Source organism: Streptococcus sp. FSL W8-0197, assembly GCF_037963785.1.
GTDB classification, from domain to species: Bacteria; Bacillota; Bacilli; order Lactobacillales; family Streptococcaceae; genus Streptococcus; species Streptococcus oralis_CQ.
Window position 1 is genome coordinate 1,164,376 of record NZ_CP150168.1, and the last position, 20,771, is coordinate 1,185,146.

A 20,771-nucleotide genomic window follows, 5' to 3' on the forward strand; every position below is an offset into this window, starting at 1 on the left:
TTTCCCTGATTTTAATTTGATTCTGTTTTTTCCAGTTCCTTAGCTTCTTTATGGTTTTCATATAATTTCGCTAGGAACTTAGTAATTTCTTTAAAAATGGAGTAAGTAGGTACTGCTACGACCATCCCTATGACACCGTAGATATTACTTGACAGTAAAAGGAGCACCAAGATCGTAATCGGATGCACTTTCATAACTCCTCCAACGATGCGTGGATAGAGAACATTTCCATCAATCTGCTGAATAATGAGCATATAAGCAACCGCAATCAACATACGATGAGGATCCGTGAACACATTGGCAATCACCATTGGAATCAAGCCAATACTTGGACCAACATAAGGAATCAAATTTGCGATTCCAGAGAAAATAGCAAAAACTAGGGCGTACTTTAATCCGATAACGCTATAGCCAATATAGGCTAAACATCCAATAATAATCGCATCAATCGCAATTCCACTGATATAGCGCGCTATAGTTGTATTGAGATTGGTTAAAAGGCTAGAAAGATTCAATTTGTCATGTTTTAAGACGGTACGTTCCAACATTGGTAGCAACTTATGACCATCCAACAAGAAATAAATCAAGAATACAGGGGTCATAATGAGAATCAGAACCGTACTAAACAAGGCTGAAAGAACGCTTCCTAAACTGTTGCTGACGCTATTAAGGATATTCTGGAGGATATCCACATAGGAGAGATTCAGTTGTTGAATTGTTTGTTGAATATCAATATTTTGGAAGACTGGATTCATGGACAAATCGATGATCAAATCTTGTAGTCTACTATAGATGTTTTGACTAGAAATAATCAAGCTGGTCAACTGATTAATCAAAATCGGCAAGAGATAAACGACCCCTACAACGATAGCACCAATTAAGGCACAAAGAGTGACCAAGACACCAATTAGACGATTGATTTTACATCTCTTTTCTAAGAAAGTAACGATGGGATTTGTAATGTAGTAAAAAAATCCACCAAGCAAAAATGGAATCATGATGGTATTCACAACCGTCACGAAGGGAGTAATGATAGCTCCCATTTCTCTCCAAAGATAGAAAATCAGTGTTAATAATAAAATTTCAGCTGTCCAAAAAAATAATTTGTTTCTACGGAACATAGGTATCCTCCTTCTCTCTATTTTACCACATTTCTTAAAAAGATAAGATGGCTTTAGTAAAAAAGCGAGAATATTTTTTTTCTTTATGATAAAATAAAGCTAATATGAAAAAAATAATTTTATCTTTTATGACACTTTTTGTTTTTGGAACAGCTTCTACTGTTTCTGCTCAGGAGTTTGATGTTGCTGCTAAACATGCCATTGCTGTCGAGGCTACAACTGGAAAAATCCTCTATGAAAAAGATGCAAATCAGCCTGTAGAAATTGCTTCTATTACCAAACTGGTTACAGTTTATTTGGTCTATGAAGCTCTGGAACAAGGAACTATCAGCCTATCTACACCTGTTGATATTTCGGACTATCCTTACAAACTTACAACTAATTCTGAGGCCAGTAACGTCCCTATGGAAGCTCGAAATTATACTGTTGAACAACTATTAGAGGCTACAATGGTATCCAGTGCAAACAGTGCTGCGATTGCGCTAGCAGAAAAGATTGCTGGTTCTGAGAAAGACTTTGTAGACAAAATGAGGGCTAAACTTCTTGAATGGGGAATTCAAGATGCAACTATTGTAAACACAACTGGTTTAAATAATGAGACCCTTGGTGATAATATCTATCCTGGTTCTAAAAAAGACGATGAAAACAAGTTGAGTGCCTACGATGTTGCGATCGTCGCTCGTAACCTCATCCGAGATTATCCTCAAGTTTTGGAAATCACCAAAAAGCCAACTTCTACCTTTGCAGGACTTGAAATCCACTCAACCAACTATATGTTGGAGGGAATGCCAGCCTATCGTGGTGGTATTGATGGACTAAAGACAGGTACTACTGATAAAGCTGGCGCTTCATTCGTTGGAACAACTGTTGAGAAAGGGATGCGTATTATTACGGTTGTTTTGAATGCAGATCAACAAGATACCAACCTTTATGCACGTTTTACTGCTACTTCTGCACTTTTAGATTATATTTCTGCAAATTTTGCCTTAAAAACTGTCGTTCAGAAAGGTGAAACATACAACGATAGTAAAGTAACAGTTCTTGATGGTAAAGAAGATAATGTGACAGCTGTCGCTAAGTCAGACATTTCCATCGTCCAACGCATCGGAAGCGGTACTACACCTACTCTCCAATTCACACCGAAATCAACATCAGAAATGGCTCCATTGGAAGAAGGCAAGGTTGTTGGTACTCTAACCTATGATGATCAGGATTTGGTCGGTCAGGGCTATCTCACTTCCGACAAACCATCTTTTGAAATGGTTTCTGAAAAGAAAGTAGAAAAAGCCTTCTTTTTGAAGGTTTGGTGGAATCAATTTATCCGCTTTATCAATGAAAAACTATAAAAAAATCGCGAACAATCGCGATTTTTTCTTTATTTCATTTCTTTAAAAGTCGCTTCTGCATCAGCATTGCTAATAGCACCAAATTGAATTTTTCCGATTTTACCCTGACTGTCAATCAAGTATTCCGTTGGAATACTACGAATTTGGTAGGCTTGGAAGGTAGTTGCTTGCGTATCATATAGAACTGGAATATCCTTGTATCCTTGTTCTTGGTACCATTTTGGAAAGTCTTGAACTGTTTTTTCACCTTGTAGACCAGGTGCGATGACACTCAAGATTTCAAAGTCTCGATCTTGTTTGGCAGCTAATTCCATCAACTCAGGCATGCTTTTTTTACATGGTCCACACCAAGAAGCCCAGAATTTCAAATAGACCTTTTTCCCTTTATAGTCTGATAACTTCACTTCTTTGCCATCCATAGACTGCAAGGTAAAGTCTGGCGCATCCTTACCGACTGCGATTTGTTGTACAGCGGGTTGTTTTGGACTGCTTGTCTGTTTGGTTTCTTTTTCACCACAGGCAATCAACAAGAATAGAGACATGAGGCTCAATCCTGTAAAAATAATTTTTTTCATCTTTTTCTCCTTTTATCCAAGAATTCCTGACAAGGCATTTAACTGCCCTAGCATTAATAATAATCCCATCAAAATAATCAAAGCTCCCCCGATTTTCTTTAGTAGAATCATATGGGGTTTTAATTTACTAAAATAGGGCATAATCCAGCCCGAAGCCAAGGCCAAAACAATGAAAGGAAGGGCCATTCCCAATGTGTATACTAATGTTAACACGGCTCCTTGCCAAGCACCATTGCCACCTGAAGCTGCTAGGGCCAAGACTGAACTTAAGACTGGTCCGATACAAGGGGTCCAACCAAAACTAAAGGTTATCCCAAGCAAAAAGGCTGACAGATAGTGATTCGACTTAGATTGTTTGAAGGTGACTGTCTTTTGAACCTCCAGTTTATTGAAATGCAAGATTTCCATCTGGTGAAGCCCTAAAAGAATAATGACTATTCCCATAGCATAACGAAACCAGTCTGCATATAGCATATACCCTAGGAATCCAGCTCCAAATCCCAAAATAAAGAAAATAAGGGAGATTCCTGCAATAAAGTACAAGGTCCGAATTAAGCCTGACCATGCAACGTCTCTTCCAAAAAAGCGAAAGCTTTTCGAATTTCCCTGATCATCCAGTAAAATACCAGCATAGACAGGTAGCAAAGGAAAGATGCAGGGTGAAAAGAAGGACAGAATACCTGCTAAAAAAACGGATACTAGAAATATAATCGACTCCAACGAATTACCTACTTTCTCAAAATTCTAATCCTATTTTACTACAAAAGAATAAATTTGTAAGAAGTCTGCTACGCTTATTTATTTTGATAAAATTTGACACAAAAAAAGGAGCTAAGCTCCTTTTTTTAATACGTTCCTTCTTCACCTTGACTAGTCAAGATAACTGGACCGTCTTTGGTAATCACGAACTGGTGTTCATATTGGCAAGACAGGCCGCCATCTATAGTCTTATGAGCCCAGCCAGTCTTCATATCTGTATCAATTTCCCAGTCACCAGTATTGATCATGGGTTCAATAGTTAGTACCATTCCTTCACGGAGACGGAGTCCACGCCCTGCAATACCGTAGTTAGGAACCATTGGCTCCTCGTGCATAGTTGGACCAACACCATGACCAACCAAATCACGAACGACACCGTAACCGCGACTTTCAGCGTATTCTTGAATGGCTGCACCGATATCACCGATACGATTGCCAACAACTGCTTGCTCAATCCCTTTATACATAGCTTCCTTGGTCACGTCCATCAGGTTTTTCACTTCTTCAGACGGTGTACCAACCGCATAAGCCCAACATGAGTCAGCTAAACCACCAGTATAACTTTGGGTGTATTTTTTCATTTGCTCAACATTGTTGAAGTTGAGTTTAGATACATTGAGGTCGGATTTGGCAATCGGACCACCCAGTACCATGTCAACCTTGAGCAAATCGCCATCTTTCAAGATGTAATGACGTGGAAAAGCATGAGCTACTTCGTCGTTGAGAGAGCAACAAGTGGCATAGGGGTAATCCATGACTGCACCATCTACTCCAATCTGTAAAGGAAGGAAATTCTCCTCTTTACAACGTCGACGAACGTACTCTTCAACTTCCCACATATCTACGCCCGGCTTAATCAAATCACGTAAGCCGATATGGATACTTGCTAGGAAATCACCAGCCTTGTCCATGGCTTCGATTTCACGTGCTGATTTTAAAGTTATCATTTTTTCTCCTAGATTCTAATTAATTTTAACCGTAACATTTGCTTTTGAAACAATCTGATGACCATGATAAATATCATAATCAATAATAGCTGAACGTCTCGTGTGGTGAATAATCCGAGCCTGAATCCGCAGAGTATCATCTATCTGCACAGCCTGCAAGAAATAAATCAACATCTGCTCAATGATGAGATTACGTCCGCTATTGACAACGAGGTCTTGGGTCATATGGTTGAGGATTTCAGCCAAGACTCCATTAGCAAGGACACCATTTTTCTCCAGCATGAAAGGCTCAACAGTAATGACGACTTCATCATGATGATAGGATAGTTTTTGCCCAATTTGCTCGGAGAAAGTTGGCAAAGCTGAAACCTGAGAACGGCTCATCTTTTCCATGACATCTCGTCTCGTTACTACTCCAAGCAAGGTTTGGTTACTTCTGACAACGGGAACCATCTCAAAGTCTTCTGCAATCATTCGTTGACTGACATTGGCAATATTGGTCGCTAAGCCTGTTACAAAGATACTTCGCGTCATCACCTTGTCAATCGTTGTGCTGGGGGATTTATCTCCTGCGTCACGCATAGTAACAACCCCGACAACCACTTGGTGTTGGTTAATGACTGGGAAACGGCTACTTCTGTTCTTACGGACCAAGTCTAGATAGTCTTTGACTGTATCCGTTTCTCTCAAAAAACCATACTCATGACTGGGACGATAGAGCTTTTCGACTGTCAGAATATCGGTTTTGATTTGAACATTTGAGAGGGCTTTGTTAATCATGGTCGCTACTGTAAAAGTGTCATGTTTACTCCTCAGAACTGGAATCCCTTTTTTATTAGCCAACTCAAGAACATCGTCCTGGACATGAAAACCACCTGTCACAAGGACCGCATTTTCATTTTCCAGCGCTAAAAGTTGAATGCGAGTGCGGTCTCCTACGATCAAAAGACCACCATCATGGAGATAGGACAGGATATTTTGCTCTGTCATAGCCCCAATGGAGAATTTGCTAAATTCTCTCTCCAACCCTTCCTGACCAGCTAAAACTTCAGAGGAGGTGACTTCAGCAATTTCAGCATAGGTTAGCCGCTCAATAGCCACTTTTTGGGACTTGACCCGTATAGTTCCACTACGTGGCCGAGTTTCAACGATGCCACGATTTTCAGCTTCTTTAATAGCTCGGTAGGCTGTTCCGTCACTAACACCTAGGTGATTGGAAATACTGCGAACACTAACTCTCTTCCCAATTGGCAACTCTTCCAGATAGGACAAAATTTCCTGGTGTTTACTCATTGAATTCTCCTTTTATGTATCGAAATTCAAGATAGTCCCTCATTTTTCGTGTATAGCGATCGCTTCCCTTAAACTGTCGGACGAGGCTAAAACCCGATTTTAAGGCTACTTTTTGACTAGCTTGATTCTCCAGATGAGTGATGATGGATAATTGTTTTAAACCAAATTCTTCAAATGAAAGCTGACATAGTTTGGTAACTACTTCTGTCATATAACCTTGTGACCAAGAATCCTTTTTTAAGAAATAACCAATTTCTGCTTCTTTTTTGATTTCATCGATTTTTTCAAATTTAATAGAGCCAATCATTTCCTGATTTCCTTGAAGACAAATTGCCCAAACACCCAGAGGATTCTTCATAAAATAGTTAGCAAGTGCGTACTGACTTTCTTCCAAATTTGCTTGACTGGGAAAAATAAACTGCAAATTCTCAGGGTTTGAAGCAATCTCGAAAAACGCTTGACTGTCACTAAAAAAGAAAGGACGCAAATACAAGCGCTCCGTTTCAAAAAAAGAAAACATTGCTAATTTGGTCCAAATATTCATAATCACCTCAACGGCTTAGTCTTCAACGAGTGTAATATCTGCTCCAAGACTACGCAATTTTTCAATAATATCTGAGTAGCCACGAAGGATAAACTCAATATTCGTAATTTCAGTCTGGCCTTGAGCCATCAAGCCAGCGATGACAAGTGCAGCACCAGCTCGCAAGTCTGTAGCTTTTACACTTGCCCCGTGTAAGTTACGACCACCGTTGTAAATAATGTGATCGTTTGTAGTCGTAATATCCGCATCCATTTTTGCTAACTCAAAGACATGATTGACACGTTTCTCATAAATCGTATCAATAATCGTTCCACGACCTTGCGCAGTTAGTAAAAGTGGCGTGATAGGCTGTTGCAAATCGGTTGCGAACCCTGGATAGGGTGCAGTTTTGATATTGATGGCCTTTAAACCAGACTGTTCTTCAACGAAGATACTGTCTTCTGAGACCGTCATACGAACGCCCATTTCCTCTAGTTTGGCGATAAAGCCTTCTAAATGTTCATAGAGAACGTTGTTAATGCGAATTCCTTTTCCTACCGCTGCAGCAAGTGAAATATAAGTTCCAGCTTCGATACGATCTGGAATTACTTGGTGACGAGTCCCATGTAGTTTCTCGACACCATCAATAATGATAATATCAGTCCCTGCACCACGAATATGGCCCCCCATGTTGTTCAAAAGGGTAGCAACATCGATAATTTCCGGTTCACGAGCCGCATTTTCAATGACAGTACGTCCCTTAGCTTTAACCGCAGCAATCATGGTGTTAATTGTTGCTCCAACGCTGACGGTATCCATGTAAATACTTGCGCCATGAAGCCCCTTACCTTGGGCAGATAAATTCATATTATCTCCCTCATAGCTGACCTTAGCACCCATGGCTTCAAAGGCTTTTAAGTGAAGATCAATCGGACGAGGTCCCAGATCACATCCACCAGGAAGTCCAACTGTAGCTTCACCAAAGCGACCTAAAAGACTTCCGTAGAAATAATAAGAAGCACGCAAGCTATTAATCTTGCCATAAGGCATAGGAATGTTCTGAACACCTCTTGGATCAATCTCCAAGACATCCTCATAACGCTTAACAGTCGCCCCCATAATTTCCATGATTTCGACAAGACTAGCAACGTCTGAAATATCTGGAACACAATCTAAAGTGACAATATCATCTGATAAGATAATAGCTGGAATAAGCGCTACAACACTATTTTTAGCACCACTAATGGTGATCTCACCTTGCAATGGACGTCCACCATTGATGACAATTTTTCTCATGTTTTACTCTTTCAAAATTTACTAAAAAGGTCTTTTCGTTCTATTATACCATAATTTTCAGTTTTTTCCCATTCCTATTTACTAAATACCATTCCATTTTGATAAAAAAAGACCTATCACTCAAGCTTTTCAGCCTGAAATGATAGGTTTTTGTGTTAGATTAACGTACTGTACGGATACGCATTGTGTTTGTACGAACAGCTTCTCCAAGCGGCACACCTGCAACGATAACGATATCGTCACCAGATTCTACCAAACCTTGCTCAACTGCAATTCTTTCAGCGAGATCAAACATATCATCAGTGTTTGATGGGCGATCAGTTGTTACTGGGATAACTCCCCAGTTAAGCATCAAACCACGCTGAGTCAATTCATCGAAAGTGATTGCCAAGATATCAGCATCTGGACGGTATTTAGAAATCAAACGAGCAGTGTGACCTGTCTTAGTAAGAGTAACCACCAACTTGATATTCATAGAGTTTGTCGCATCCTTAACAGCTGAAGCCATAACCTCAGTCTTAGAATTACGTGACAAGTTAACAGACGACAAGCGACCGTATTCTTTTAAAAGAGTTTGAGCGTTCTTGTCAATTGTAGCCATTGTTGTTACTGACTCAAGTGGGTATTTACCGTTTGCAGATTCACCTGAAAGCATTGTAGCGTCGGTTCCGTCGATAACAGCGTTAAACACGTCTGATACTTCTGAACGCGTTGCACGTGGTTTTTCAGTCATAGTTTCAAGCATGTTTGTTGCTGTGATAGCGACTTTACCAGCTGCATTTACTTTTGTGATAATCATTTTTTGGTAAACTGGAACCATTTCGAATGGTACTTCGATACCCATGTCACCACGGGCGATCATGATACCATCAGCTACTTCAAGGATTTCATCCAAGTTATCGATACCTTGTTGGTTTTCGATTTTCGCAAACAATTGAACGTGACCATTACCAGTTTCTTCACAGATTGCACGAACTTCTTCAACGTCTTTTGCAGTACGTACAAATGAAATAGCGATGAAGTTGATACCTTGTTCCAAACCGAAACGGATATCATCGTTATCACGTTCAGCAAGAGCTGGGAAAGGAATTTTAGTGTTAGGGATGTTTACACCTTTTTGTTTAGCGATAATTCCGTCGTTTTCAACTTCTACTTCAAATTCACGAGTTGCATCGTCTTTTGCAACAACGCGAAGACCCAATTTACCATCGTCAACCAATACTTGACGACCAACTTCAACATCGTCGTAGATATCAAGAGCACCAGCAACGTTCAAAGCAATCACTTCACGAGTTGATTTGATTCCTTGTTTAGTTGCAACACGGATCTTTTCACCAGTTTTGTAAGAGTACTCTTTTGCGTCACCTTCAAACAATTCTGTACGGATTTCAGGTCCTTTAGTATCAAGAAGGAAACCAACTTTTTTACCTGCAAGTTTTTCAGCAAGTTTAACAGTTGCCATACGCTCACCTTGTTCTTGGTGGTCACCATGTGAGAAGTTGAAACGGAAAGTGTTTGCTCCTGCTTCAATCAATTTAGCAATATTTTGAGCTGAAGCTTCAACGTCAAGTTTTTCACCCCAGTATCCGTCTTCACCGAATTTTTTACCACCACGGATTTCAACCGCAGGACCTAAAGTTGCAACGATTTTTACACGTTTGTTCATGATTTTTGTGACTCCTTTATATAATTCGACCTTTTAAGGTCATGTTACCAAATTAATGAAAGTTGATTAGGACAAGCTCTTGTTCAAATCAGAAAGTTCAAGATCAGCTTTATGAGGGTTGTTAACAACGATCTTACCATCCGCTGTTAAGCTAAACAAAGCTCCTTCTTCTGCTGTTCCAAGAATTGGATTCTCAACCATTTTCTCGTTTCGGATACCAACAGCGACACCACCGATTCCTTGTTTAAGGAGTTTAACAGCGTGTGCACCCATGCGTGATGCCAATACACGGTCACGAGCGGTTGGTGAACCACCACGTTGGATGTGACCAAGTTCTGTGACACGAAGGTCACTTGTATCTCCAGCTTCTTTTAGTTTTTGACCAAATTCAGCCGCTGACATAACACCTTCTGCCAAAACGATAATATTGTGTTTCTTACCGTGTTCATATCCAGCTTTGATGCTTGCTACGATGTCTTCAAATTTGAAACCTTCTTCAGGGATGATGATTTCGTCAGCACCTGTTGCAATACCTGCCCAAAGAGCGATATCACCTGCATTACGTCCCATTACTTCAACAACGAAAGTACGACGGTGACTTGATGATGTATCACGAATCTTATCAATCGCATCCATTGCAGTCGTAACTGCAGTATCAAATCCGATTGTAAAGTCAGTACCTACGATATCGTTATCGATTGTACCTGGAAGTCCAATAGCAGGGAATCCATGCTCCGTCAAGCGCATAGCTCCATGATAAGAACCATCACCACCGATAACTACGACTCCTTCGATACCGTGTTTTTTCAACTGCTCAATCCCTTTAAGTTGGCCTTCAAGTTGTGCAAACTCAGGGTAACGAGCAGAGTGAAGGAAAGTACCACCACGTGAAATGATGTCTCCCACTGAAGCAGCATCAAGTGGATAAATTTCACCGGCAACCATACCTGCGTATCCATCATAGATACCAAAAACTTCCATTCCTTCTGAGATTGCTTGGCGAACTACTGCACGGATGGCAGCATTCATACCAGGGGCGTCTCCACCACTGGTCAAAACAGCAATACGTTTCATTTGGTTTATGCTCCTTTTTCTTTTAACATTCCTACTGATTATACCACATTTAAATCGAAAATTCTTCTATTTTCCGTATTTTTAGCGATAAATCGTTTTCATAGCAATTCCCTCTAATTTTTCCTCTAGAGCAGAATCTTTTCTTACAAAATGTTGTGTAGAAACAACCGTTTTTCCTTCCTCTTCATACCTGATAATGACAGGGATTGGGCCTTTGTATTGTTCTAGGATATTTGAAATCTCTTTATCATTTTCATGATTTTTAACTTGAATCCAGAATCGTTCCGCCACTGCTTCTTTCAAATCTTGTGCAATCATTTGCAGACGACCATCTCGAGATTGAACTTTGCCATTGATGTAGTAAAATTTCCCTTCGGATAAATTGGAAGCAAATTTTCTATATTGGTCTGAAAATACAGTTACATCCATCCGAGACTTACTATCATGAACCTGTAGAAAAGCCATACTCTCGCCTTTCTTGGTTCGAATCACTTTAATCTTTTGCACTTCAACTAGGAGAGTGGCTTGAGCTCCCTCGGTTAGATTAGTGATTGGAGTGGTCGGATATAGGGCTTGTTTGGCAAGAGTTTGGAGAGGATGGGGACTGATACCTACCCCAATCAGTTCCTGCTCTTTGTAAAATTTCTCTGCCTCAGTAAAATCATCAGCTTCAGTCCAACTATAATTTGTATCCGCAAAGAGTCCACCTAACTCCTCAACAAAGACAAATAAGTTTGGTAGGTTCACTAAGATTTTCTGGCGATTCTTGTCAAATTCATCAAAAAGTCCTAGTTCAACCAAAGGCGTCAAAAGCGACAATTTCTTGTAATTCTTGGGAAGACGTGTGACAAAATCTTCAATGCTTGAGAAAGGACGATTTTCAATAATCCAGTAAGACAAATCTCTTGGCATTCCCTTAATGGCTTTTAGACCAAGATAGATTTTCTTCTTAGCAATTTTATCATGATAGGGAATGCTGTTTATTGCTAAGGGAGCTACTTCAAAGCCCATCTGCAATGCATCTACAATGTAATCGCTGCTCGAGTAATTCAACATGACTTGAAAGAAAATAGCAGGATAGTGTGTCTTGAAATAAGCAAGCTGGAAAGCCAGCGCTGAGTAGGCATAAGCGTGGGATCGGTTAAATCCATAGCCTGCAAACTTTTCCATCACTGCAAAAACTTGTTTGGCCTTTTCTTCTGTATGCCCAAGTTTCATAGCTCCTGTGATAAAATCTTCCTTCATCAGATGCATCTCTTTGGCATTTTTCTTACCCATGGCACGTCTGAGAATGTCGGCTTTACCAAGACTGAATCCTCCAAAGCGTTGAGCTACCTGCATGACTTGCTCTTGATAGAGCATAATACCATAGGTTGATGACAGGATGTCTTCCAATGTAGGATCCAGCACTGTCACCTTTTCTTTGCCATGCTTTCGAGCTACAAAGTTATCAATATAATCGCTTGCTCCTGGTCTGTTGAGCGAGGTTGTGGCTACTACCTCTTCAAAGACTTGCGGCTGAACTCGTTTCAAAAGTCGAATGGCGCCAGGTTGTTCAAATTGGAAGATCCCCTTGGTATTTCCAGCAGCAAAGAGAGCCAGAGTTTCTTTGTCTTCCAGATCAATATCCTCTATTTTCAGATGAATACCTTCTGACTCAGCAAGTAATTCCTGCATTTTTTGGACAAAAGTCAGGTTACGCAGACCTAGGAAATCCATTTTTAAAAGGCCATTAGCTTCGACACCATGAGCATCATACTGGGTGATTAGCATATCCTCACCGTATTTGAGCGGGATATAGTCTGTCAGGTCCTGGTCACTCATAACGACCCCAGCTGCATGGATAGAGGTCTGACGAGGATACCCTTCAATCTTTCGAGCAATCTCAAAAGCTTTTTGATATTCCATTTTGCTATTGATGACCTGCCTAAACTGTAAATTCTTTTCATAGGCTGTCGTTAGCGTATCTCGAAAACTGATTTTTTTCGTAATATTGGTTAATTCGTACTCTGGAACACCATAACGTTTGAAAACATCACGAATTGCCTGTTTTGCTCCAAAGGTCGAATAAGTGACAATCTGTGCCACATGTTGACTACCATACCGATCACGAACATAGCGAATGAACTCCGGCCTATAAAGGTCAGGGATGTCGATATCGATATCGGGCATGGTGTAGCGCTCACGATTTAAGAAGCGCTCGAAAATCAAGTTCTTTTCAACCGGATTAATCCCTGTGATATCAAGTGAGTAAGCCACCAGACTACCAACTGCAGAACCACGCCCCATTCCCATATAGTAGCCTTGGGAACGTCCAAAACGGAGCAAATCCCAAACCACAAGGAAATAGTCGTCAAAGCCCATATCATGAATCACAGCTAATTCCTCATTCAGTCGCTCATGATAGATAGCTGAGGTTAGCCCCTTGTCACTCAAGCCTTGCTCAGCTCTCTCTCTAAGTTCTTCGACCGCTGGTCTTTCAGGATTAAAGCGAGGGAGTTTTAAACTTGGGTCGATTTGATAGCTTACATTCTCTATCAGACCTTGGAGATTGGCAAGCGCCTGAGGGAAGCGATTTTTAAACCGTGCTTCCAAGTCTGAGGCAGGTAAAAAAATCCCCTGTTGTGAATGCACATCCACTTCTCTCAGACTGACATTGTCCTTGACTGCTGACAAGATTTGTAAAACTTGAATATCTTCTTTTTCAAAAGAGTTGACCTGATAGAGTGGAAGAATTGGTCTAGTAAAGACTTCTTGAGGAGTATCTAGACTGACACCGATAAAATAATCGTGCCCCAAATCTAACTGTTCGATTCCCTCAAAATAGGGAACAATAATAGCAACATCTTCGAGGTGGGAGGTGAAGTCAGACCAATTTTTCCGTCCAGTCATTTTTAAAGTGGATAACTTCATCAACTCTTGATAACCTTTAGTGGATAGGGCTAGAAAACGTAGAGAGAGATTCTCCTCATCTTTGACCAAGGTCATTTCTAAACCAATTAAAGGTTGAATGCTATGCTTACGAGTTGCTTCTAGAAAATGATAGGCTCCATAGAGATTATCCACATCCATGATAGCAAGGTGAGAATAGCCGTATTCTTTAGCCATTTGTACGTATTTTTCAATCGAAACCACACTTTCCATAAAACTATAAACAGTCTTGGTGTCGAGCTGTGCAATCATTTCTTCTCCTCCTTGCTTTCGTTTTACTACTATTATACCATTTTAAGCTGGATATTGAAGCAACTCTGCACTTTCTTTTCAATATCCTCAGTTACAAACTTCTTCTCTTCTTAGTGTTAAATTCTTCACTTTTCAAAGGAAGAAAATAAAAATTAATATTATATAATAGTTTTAAATGTAAATTTAGATATATTTATACCAAACGAAGAATAATAAAGATAGGAGTTATATGCAGTTTTACATATAAAAATCTCTAGAAAAAGGCTTACTTCTATAGTATTTATTCAGTATTTTATAATAACTTACCAAATAGATATGCTGGTTTAAGAAATTTATTTCATTTAAGTTTATTTATTCCATTTTTCCCTCTTTTTTGATATAATAAATTCAGTCTGTTTTCAAAGGAGAGAAACATGCGTTTTAATCAATTCAGCTACCAACCAACCACTAGTTCTCAACGATTTGAGGAATTAGAAGGTCTTGGTCTAAAGCTGTCACCCCAACTGTCCTTAAAAAGACAGTTTGAAGACTTCATTCGTTGGAGTTTTTTCACTTATTCTAACACGGATTATGCCTTGTCAACTTTGGCTGCGGATAAAGAAACAGATTTAGTAACTTTTTTCCAGTCAGACCGTGAGTTAACTGCGGAGATTTTCTACACAGTAGTTTTTCAACTTTTAGGATTTAGCTATCTTGTTGACTTTGAGGATGCCGAACAGTTTCGTAAAGAAACTGGTTTTCCTATTGTTTATGGAGATCTCATTGAAAATCTTTATCAGTTACTCAATACGCGAACGAAAAAAGGAAATACGCTCATCGATCAGCTTGTTAGTGATGGACTCATTTCAGAAGATAATCACTACCACTACTTTAACGGTAAGAGCTTGGCAACCTTCACTACTCATAATGTCATTCGTGAAGTCTTGTATGTCGAGAGTCGTGTGGATACTGATAACGACGGTCTCCCTGACTTAGTCAAGGTCAGCATTATTCGCCCGCGTTATGATGGTCAAGTACCTGCTCTTATGACTGCCAGCCCTTATCACCAAGGGACCAACGACAAAGCCAGTGACAAGGCTCTCTACAAAATGGAAGGGGAGCTTGAGGTCAAACTGCCCCACACCATTGAACTTGAGGAACCTAAGCTGAATTTAGTTGAACCTCATGGTCAAGCAGAAGTCGTCTCAGAAGCTGAAGAAAAGCTATCTCATATCAATAGCTCATATACTCTAAATGACTACTTCCTCCCACGTGGATTTGCCAATCTCTATGTATCGGGTGTTGGTACCAGGGATTCCCAAGGGCTCATGACCAATGGTGACTACCAGCAGATTGAAGCTTATAAAAATGTCATTGATTGGCTTAATGGTCGTTGTCGTGCTTTCACGGACCACACGTGCAAACGCCAAGTCAAAGCTGACTGGTCAAACGGCAAAGTCGCAACAACAGGTATTTCCTATCTAGGTACCATGTCCAATGGTCTCGCCACCACTGGTGTTGATGGCTTGGAAGTGATCATCGCAGAAGCAGGTATTTCCTCTTGGTACAACTACTATCGGGAAAATGGTCTAGTGACCAGCCCAGGGGGCTATCCAGGTGAGGATTTTGACTCACTTGCTGAATTGACCTACTCTCGCAACCTCCAAGCTGGTGACTATATTCGTGGCAATGAAGCTTATCAAGCAGACTTAGAAAAGGTTAAAGAGAAACTCGATCGCAAGACTGGTGACTACAATCAGTTTTGGCATGACCGCAACTATCTGCTCAATGCTCACAAGGTTCAAGCTGAGGTCGTCTTTACGCATGGTTCCCAGGATTGGAACGTCAAACCTCTTCATGTTTACCAGATGTTTCATGCCCTTCCTAGCCATATCAATAAGCACCTCTTTTTCCATCATGGTGCCCATGTTTATATGAATAACTGGCAGTCGATCGACTTCCGCGAGTCCATGAATGCCTTGTTAAGTATGAAATTGTTAGGACTTGACTCAAGCTACCAACTTCCGACTGTCATTTGGCAGGACAATATCGCACCGCAAAAATGGCAAGGTCTTGATAACTTTGGCAAACAGGATGAACTGCATACCTTCTCTCTTGGTAATGATGAAAAAGTGATTCAAAACCAGTATGATCAAAAAGATTTTGATCGTTATGGCAAGACTTACCAGACCTTTAACACTGAACTTTACCAAGGAAAAGCTAATCAGATCACCATTGACCTTCCAGTAAGTCAAGACATTCACTTAAATGGGCGAGTGGAGTTGAAACTTCGTGTCAAATCAAGTACAAACAAAGGGCTCTTATCAGCCCAACTGTTAGAACTTGGACAAAAGAAATATCTGCAGCCTTATCCAGCTGTTTTAAGTGCTAGAACCATTGATAATGGTCGTTACCACATGTTAGAAAATCTCTGTGAACTGCCATTCAACCCAAGTGCCCAACGTGTCATCACCAAAGGCTACCTTAATCTTCAAAATCGAACCAATCTCTTGACGATTGAAGAAGTCCAACCAAATGAATGGATGGACTTCAAGCTAGAGCTTCAACCAACTATCTACAAACTTAAAGAAGGAGATACTCTCCGTTTGGTTCTCTATACAACAGACTTTGAGATTACAATTCGAGATAATACAGACTATCAGTTGACTGTTGATTTAGCACAGTCTAGTCTTATCCTACCTTGTCAAAAGGTATAATCTACCAGACTTTCAATATGAAAGGATTCAAAGGAAAAGTCAATGAATTTGACCATTGAACTTCCTATAACAAAAGTTTTCCACTTGAACAGTCGAATCAAACATAAACTTTGTATCAAATCCACAGTTCATCTAAAAGCATTTTAGAAGCCCCTAGATAGAACTTGGACAAAAGATACTCCCCCTAACCAACATGTGTAACCATTTATCATATTCGCTACTAGACCACATGTTGGAAATCTCTGTGAATTAACATTTAGAGTGAATTCACAAAACGCCGTGACAAAAAGCTACCCAAATTGAATGATTCACTGTCATTAAAGAACATCAATGTAGATGAACGGATTGCTACCCAGTTTATCTGCACGCAACTAGTGACAAAGTTAAAAGAAGGAGAATCTCTCCATCTAGTTCTTTATCCTACTGACTGCGAAATCATCATACGTGACAATACCGCCTACCACCCGACTGACGTTATCGTTCAGTCCACGCTACTGTACCTTGTAAAAGGAGTACTTACTTTATGAACAAATCAGAACACAGACACCAACTTATCCGCGCCCTCGTTTCAAAAAACAAAATCCATACACAAGCTGAATTACAAGCCTTATTAGCGGAAAATGATATCCAAGTGACTCAGGCTACTCTATCACGCGATATCAAAACCATGAACCTTTCAAAAGTGCGCGAAGAGGATAATTCTTACTATGTGCTAAATACAGGGTCTATCTCCAAATGGGAAAAACGTCTTGAAAACTATATGGAAGATGCTCTTGTTATGTTGCGTCCTGTGCAACACCAAGTTATTTTGAAAACTTTACCCGGTTTAGCCCAATCGTTTGGATCTGTAATTGATTCCTTGGCCTTTCCAGATATCGTTGCAACCCTTTGTGGAGACGATGTCTGCATGATTATCTGTGAAGATGCTACAAAAGCGCAGGCTTGTTTTGAGAGTCTTAAAAAATATGCGCCACCATTTTTCTTTAGTGAATAAAACAAATCCCGTGATTAAAAGATCACGGGAATTTTTTATTTCTTTGACTGTGTTTCTTCTTTCTTTGTACGTGCCAATCGAAGAGCGCGTTTAGGATTGAGACGATTAAATAATTCTTCTAGTTTCTTTTCATTCCATACATCTGCTGCAGAAACAAAATTGCCATCTGCATCTCGGAATGATATCGGTTTATCTCCCATATCAATCTCCTAGTCTACAAATTCAAATTCAAATTTACCAATGCGGACCAAATCGCCATCTTTGGCGCCACGCGCACGAAGGGCTTCGTCAACTCCCATACCACGAAGCTGACGGGCAAACTTCATGACCGATTCGTCACGGTCAAAGTTGGTCATGTTAAAGAGTTTCATGAGTTTTTCACCAGAAAGTACCCATGTCGCATCATCATCACGACTAATCTCAAAGGCTTTTTCTTCCTCGTCAAAGCCATAGTAAGCCTCTTCTTCCATATCGGATTCATCATAAATCGGGAATTCTGGAGTCTTGTCTAACAATTCAGCTGTCGCATCCAAAAGAGTTGCCAAACCTTGCTTGGTCAATCCAGAAATTGGGAAGATGGCTGGAAGTTCCTCAAACTCGTCGTAGTTTGCTGCCAACTTTTCCTTGAAAGTTTTCAGATTTTCCTGACTTTCAGGCATATCCATCTTGTTGGCCACGATAATCTGTGGACGTTCCATGAGACGAAGGTTGTAGGATTCTAATTCCTTATTGATAGCAAGGTAGTCCTCATAAGGATCACGTCCTTCACTAGCTGACATATCGATGACATGGAGGATAACTCGAGTGCGTTCGATATGACGAAGAAACTGGGTTCCAAGACCAACCCCTTGACTGGCCCCTTCAATCAAACCTGGAAGGTCTGCTACTGCAAAAGATTCACCTGACTGTGTACGAACCATACCCAAATTTGGGACAATCGTCGTAAAGTGGTAAGCACCGATTTTGGGCTTAGCTGAAGTGATGACACTAAGCAAAGTTGATTTTCCAACAGATGGGAAACCGACCAAGCCAACATCCGCTAAGATTTTCAATTCCAGTTGCAACTCGCGTTCTTGTCCTGGTTCTCCATTCTCAGAGATTTCAGGTGCAGGATTTTTTGGAGTGGCAAAACGGATATTTCCACGACCACCTCGACCACCATGAGCCACGATAAACTCTTGACCATGTTCAATCAAGTCTGTAATGACTTTTCCTGTTTCCGCATCACGTACAGTAGTCCCCTGTGGTACGCGAACACGAAGATCTTCTGCACCACGTCCGTGCATTCCTTTGGTCATCCCTTTTTCACCAGAATCAGCCTTGAAATGACGGTTATAGCGGAAATCCATCAAGGTACGTAAGCCTTCGTCTACCACGAAAACAACGTTTCCTCCACGTCCACCATCACCACCCCAAGGACCGCCATTAGGGACATACTTTTCACGGCGAAAGGCAACCATGCCATCGCCACCATTACCAGCCTTGACCTTAATCTTGGCTGTATCTAAAAACATACTCATATTTTCTTCTCACTTTAAAAAGGCTGGGGAGAACCCAGTCATTAGTTATTGTTTCTATCCCCGTAGCTTGCTTAGAATCTACTAAAAGCTCCAAGCGCAGTTGCAAAGATACCAGCAAGGGTTACAAACAACATGATGAGCACGACAACAAGTGTCACCTTTTCAAACAATGTTTTTTTACGTTTTCCGTTATCTCCAAAAGCCATAACTTCTCCTTTTTCTATATAATTCTAATTTAATATTCTGTTGAAACTGGTGCAATCAACCATAAAATGATATAAGCAAGGACTCCTGTCCCATAACAAAATGCAAGAACAGCCCAAATGACACGAACAATTGTTGGATCAATATCAAAATAATGAGCAACTCCTGCGCATACTCCACCAATTTTTTGATCTTTTCCGCTTCTCATTAATTTTTTCATTTTTTCTTCCTCTTATTCTATTATTTGAATTCGTCTCTCCAATAATCTCTGATGCTAGACAATTGTTTTCGAGACGCTCTTAAAATACGCTTGGATTCTTTTACTGGGCTTGTAACAGCTTGTTGAGGTAGATAGAGAATCGTTTTTAAGAAGCGCTGAGTGACAGGTTGTCCATCATGTAGCTCATGTTCAAAGTTATTTGAGATAATGGCATCAAGGTAAAACTCATGAACTCGTTTCCCAAAATTTTCAGCCGAAATCTCGTACAACTTATCAGCCAACTTTTGTTCAGACATATCAGGAGTAGCGATCAATGCTTCAAGGATAGCGCCCGCAAGCTCTCGTTCTCCATAGTAGAGGGTCCCAAACATTTTATCATTGATCAGATTTTCAAGATAGGGATTGCCATGAGCAATAACAGGCGTTCCACTGGCTAGACTTTCTAGATAGGTTAAACCCTGAGTTTCACTCGTAGAGGCTGAAATAAAGAAATCAGCTGCTTTATAGTACAAAGCTGTTTCACTTGGAGCAATCATACCTGTAAAAATCACATGTTTTTGTATGTTTAATTTCTCTGCTTGTTCTTTCAGACTATTCAGATAAGGTCCGTCTCCAGCAACAACCAACTTCACCTTGTCTTCTTCTTTCAAAACCTGCGCAAAGGCAGCTAAGACTGCTTGGATATTCTTCTCATAAGAAATACGCGAAAGGCTCAGCAGCATTTTCTCACCTTCCTGAATACCTAACTTCGAACGAAGCTCTAGTAAGTTTTCCTCTTTGATCTCAGGTCGTTCAAACTTAGCCAACTCAATTCCAGTTGGGATGACCCGCTTTTCAACCTTGACTTTGTATTTCGATAAAAGGTCACGAACAATCTCACTAGGGCAAATCACGCCATCTACATCATGAAGGAAGCCACGCACCAAATATTTTACCATACTCGGACGAATTAGCATGCCCTTAGCAATGTAATGCACATAGTCTTCATACTGGGTATGGTAGGTATGAATAACTGGAATTTTCAATTCTCTAGCAATCCAAATCCCTAACAAACCAAGAGAAAATTCGGTCTGGGTATGAATAATATCGAGTTGATACTGCTTGGCAATTTCAAGTGCCTTTGTAAAACCTCGGTAGGCAAATCGTCGATCCTTAAACGCAAAGAAAGGGACACTCGGAATGCGAATAATTTGCCAATCTTCGTATCGGTTTACGTCTTTATCAGTCGTTGTAAAGATAAAAACTGCATGTCCTTGCTTTTCAAGCTCAGTTTTCAAGGTCCGTATACTAGTCGCAACCCCGGAAACTTGAGGGAAATAGGTGTCTGTAAATAAACCAATTCGCATAAATTACC

18 protein-coding genes are annotated in these 20,771 nt (G+C 40.4%); 3 read left to right on the forward strand and 15 right to left on the reverse strand.

The window, feature by feature from the left end; translation table 11 throughout:
* Positions 1-11 precede the first annotated feature (11 nt).
* Positions 12-1,121, reverse strand: coding sequence for an AI-2E family transporter (locus tag NYE79_RS05920; protein ID WP_000489821.1), 1,110 nt, complete (start codon positions 1,119-1,121; stop codon positions 12-14).
* 104 nt (positions 1,122-1,225) lie between these two features.
* Here NYE79_RS05920 and pbp3 point away from each other — a divergent pair, with 104 nt between their 5' ends.
* Positions 1,226-2,467, forward strand: a complete 1,242-nt coding sequence (gene pbp3 / locus NYE79_RS05925) for a D-alanyl-D-alanine carboxypeptidase PBP3 (protein WP_009013471.1) — start codon at positions 1,226-1,228, stop codon at positions 2,465-2,467.
* Between the two features lie 29 nt (positions 2,468-2,496).
* Here pbp3 and sdbB read toward each other — a convergent pair whose 3' ends face one another.
* From sdbB to NYE79_RS05970, 9 genes are all read right to left on the reverse strand, one after another.
* Positions 2,497-3,042: a thiol-disulfide oxidoreductase-associated lipoprotein SdbB gene (gene sdbB, locus NYE79_RS05930; protein ID WP_084881342.1), complete on the reverse strand. Its 546-nt coding sequence runs from the start codon at positions 3,040-3,042 to the stop codon at positions 2,497-2,499.
* Positions 3,043-3,054: 12 nt separating this feature from the next.
* Positions 3,055-3,762, reverse strand: coding sequence for a cytochrome c biogenesis CcdA family protein (gene ccdA2 / locus NYE79_RS05935; RefSeq protein ID WP_247924107.1), 708 nt, complete (start codon positions 3,760-3,762; stop codon positions 3,055-3,057).
* 125 nt (positions 3,763-3,887) lie between these two features.
* A complete protein-coding gene (locus NYE79_RS05940) occupies positions 3,888-4,748 on the reverse strand; it encodes a methionyl aminopeptidase (RefSeq protein ID WP_000631558.1) in 861 nt (286 codons plus the stop codon).
* Positions 4,749-4,763: 15 nt separating this feature from the next.
* Entirely contained in the window at positions 4,764-6,041 is a 1,278-nt protein-coding gene (spxR, locus tag NYE79_RS05945; RefSeq protein WP_000033809.1) for a CBS-HotDog domain-containing transcription factor SpxR, read from the reverse strand.
* Positions 6,034-6,585, reverse strand: a complete 552-nt coding sequence (locus NYE79_RS05950; RefSeq protein WP_001028741.1) for a GNAT family N-acetyltransferase — start codon at positions 6,583-6,585, stop codon at positions 6,034-6,036. Before NYE79_RS05950 ends, spxR begins: the two co-directional genes overlap by 8 nt.
* Before the next feature lie 15 nt (positions 6,586-6,600).
* Positions 6,601-7,860, reverse strand: coding sequence for a UDP-N-acetylglucosamine 1-carboxyvinyltransferase (locus NYE79_RS05955; protein WP_216728404.1), 1,260 nt, complete (start codon positions 7,858-7,860; stop codon positions 6,601-6,603).
* Positions 7,861-8,020: 160 nt separating this feature from the next.
* Positions 8,021-9,526, reverse strand: coding sequence for a pyruvate kinase (gene pyk / locus NYE79_RS05960; RefSeq protein ID WP_001042828.1), 1,506 nt, complete (start codon positions 9,524-9,526; stop codon positions 8,021-8,023).
* Positions 9,527-9,592: 66 nt separating this feature from the next.
* Positions 9,593-10,600 carry a 6-phosphofructokinase gene (gene pfkA, locus NYE79_RS05965; RefSeq protein WP_000820878.1) on the reverse strand — a complete coding sequence of 336 codons (1,008 nt, stop codon included), beginning with the start codon at positions 10,598-10,600 and terminating at the stop codon, positions 9,593-9,595.
* An 81-nt stretch (positions 10,601-10,681) separates the two neighbouring features.
* Positions 10,682-13,783, reverse strand: coding sequence for a DNA polymerase III subunit alpha (locus tag NYE79_RS05970; RefSeq protein WP_216728405.1), 3,102 nt, complete (start codon positions 13,781-13,783; stop codon positions 10,682-10,684).
* A gap of 413 nt (positions 13,784-14,196) precedes the next feature.
* Here NYE79_RS05970 and NYE79_RS05975 point away from each other — a divergent pair, with 413 nt between their 5' ends.
* Together NYE79_RS05975 and NYE79_RS05980 are read left to right on the forward strand one after the other, a co-directional pair.
* The gene (locus tag NYE79_RS05975) at positions 14,197-16,479 is read left to right on the forward strand and encodes a Xaa-Pro dipeptidyl-peptidase (protein ID WP_339293612.1); all 2,283 of its coding nucleotides are present in this window, start codon (positions 14,197-14,199) and stop codon (positions 16,477-16,479) included.
* A gap of 523 nt (positions 16,480-17,002) precedes the next feature.
* The gene (locus NYE79_RS05980) at positions 17,003-17,473 is read left to right on the forward strand and encodes an arginine repressor (RefSeq protein WP_001043018.1); all 471 of its coding nucleotides are present in this window, start codon (positions 17,003-17,005) and stop codon (positions 17,471-17,473) included.
* Between the two features lie 35 nt (positions 17,474-17,508).
* Here NYE79_RS05980 and NYE79_RS05985 read toward each other — a convergent pair whose 3' ends face one another.
* From NYE79_RS05985 to NYE79_RS06005, 5 genes are all read right to left on the reverse strand, one after another.
* Positions 17,509-17,673 (reverse strand): hypothetical protein, encoded by a 165-nt coding sequence (locus NYE79_RS05985; protein WP_000502578.1) that lies wholly within the window; start codon positions 17,671-17,673, stop codon positions 17,509-17,511.
* A gap of 9 nt (positions 17,674-17,682) precedes the next feature.
* Positions 17,683-18,993 (reverse strand): GTPase ObgE, encoded by a 1,311-nt coding sequence (gene obgE, locus NYE79_RS05990; protein ID WP_000061637.1) that lies wholly within the window; start codon positions 18,991-18,993, stop codon positions 17,683-17,685.
* A 71-nt stretch (positions 18,994-19,064) separates the two neighbouring features.
* A complete protein-coding gene (locus tag NYE79_RS05995) occupies positions 19,065-19,199 on the reverse strand; it encodes a DUF4044 domain-containing protein (protein ID WP_000863851.1) in 135 nt (44 codons plus the stop codon).
* 29 nt (positions 19,200-19,228) lie between these two features.
* Positions 19,229-19,417: a PspC domain-containing protein gene (locus tag NYE79_RS06000; RefSeq protein ID WP_000735790.1), complete on the reverse strand. Its 189-nt coding sequence runs from the start codon at positions 19,415-19,417 to the stop codon at positions 19,229-19,231.
* 20 nt (positions 19,418-19,437) lie between these two features.
* Complete coding sequence (locus NYE79_RS06005; RefSeq protein ID WP_084921923.1) at positions 19,438-20,763, reverse strand: glycosyltransferase family 4 protein; 1,326 nt, start codon at positions 20,761-20,763, stop codon at positions 19,438-19,440.
* Positions 20,764-20,771: the final 8 nt, after the last annotated feature.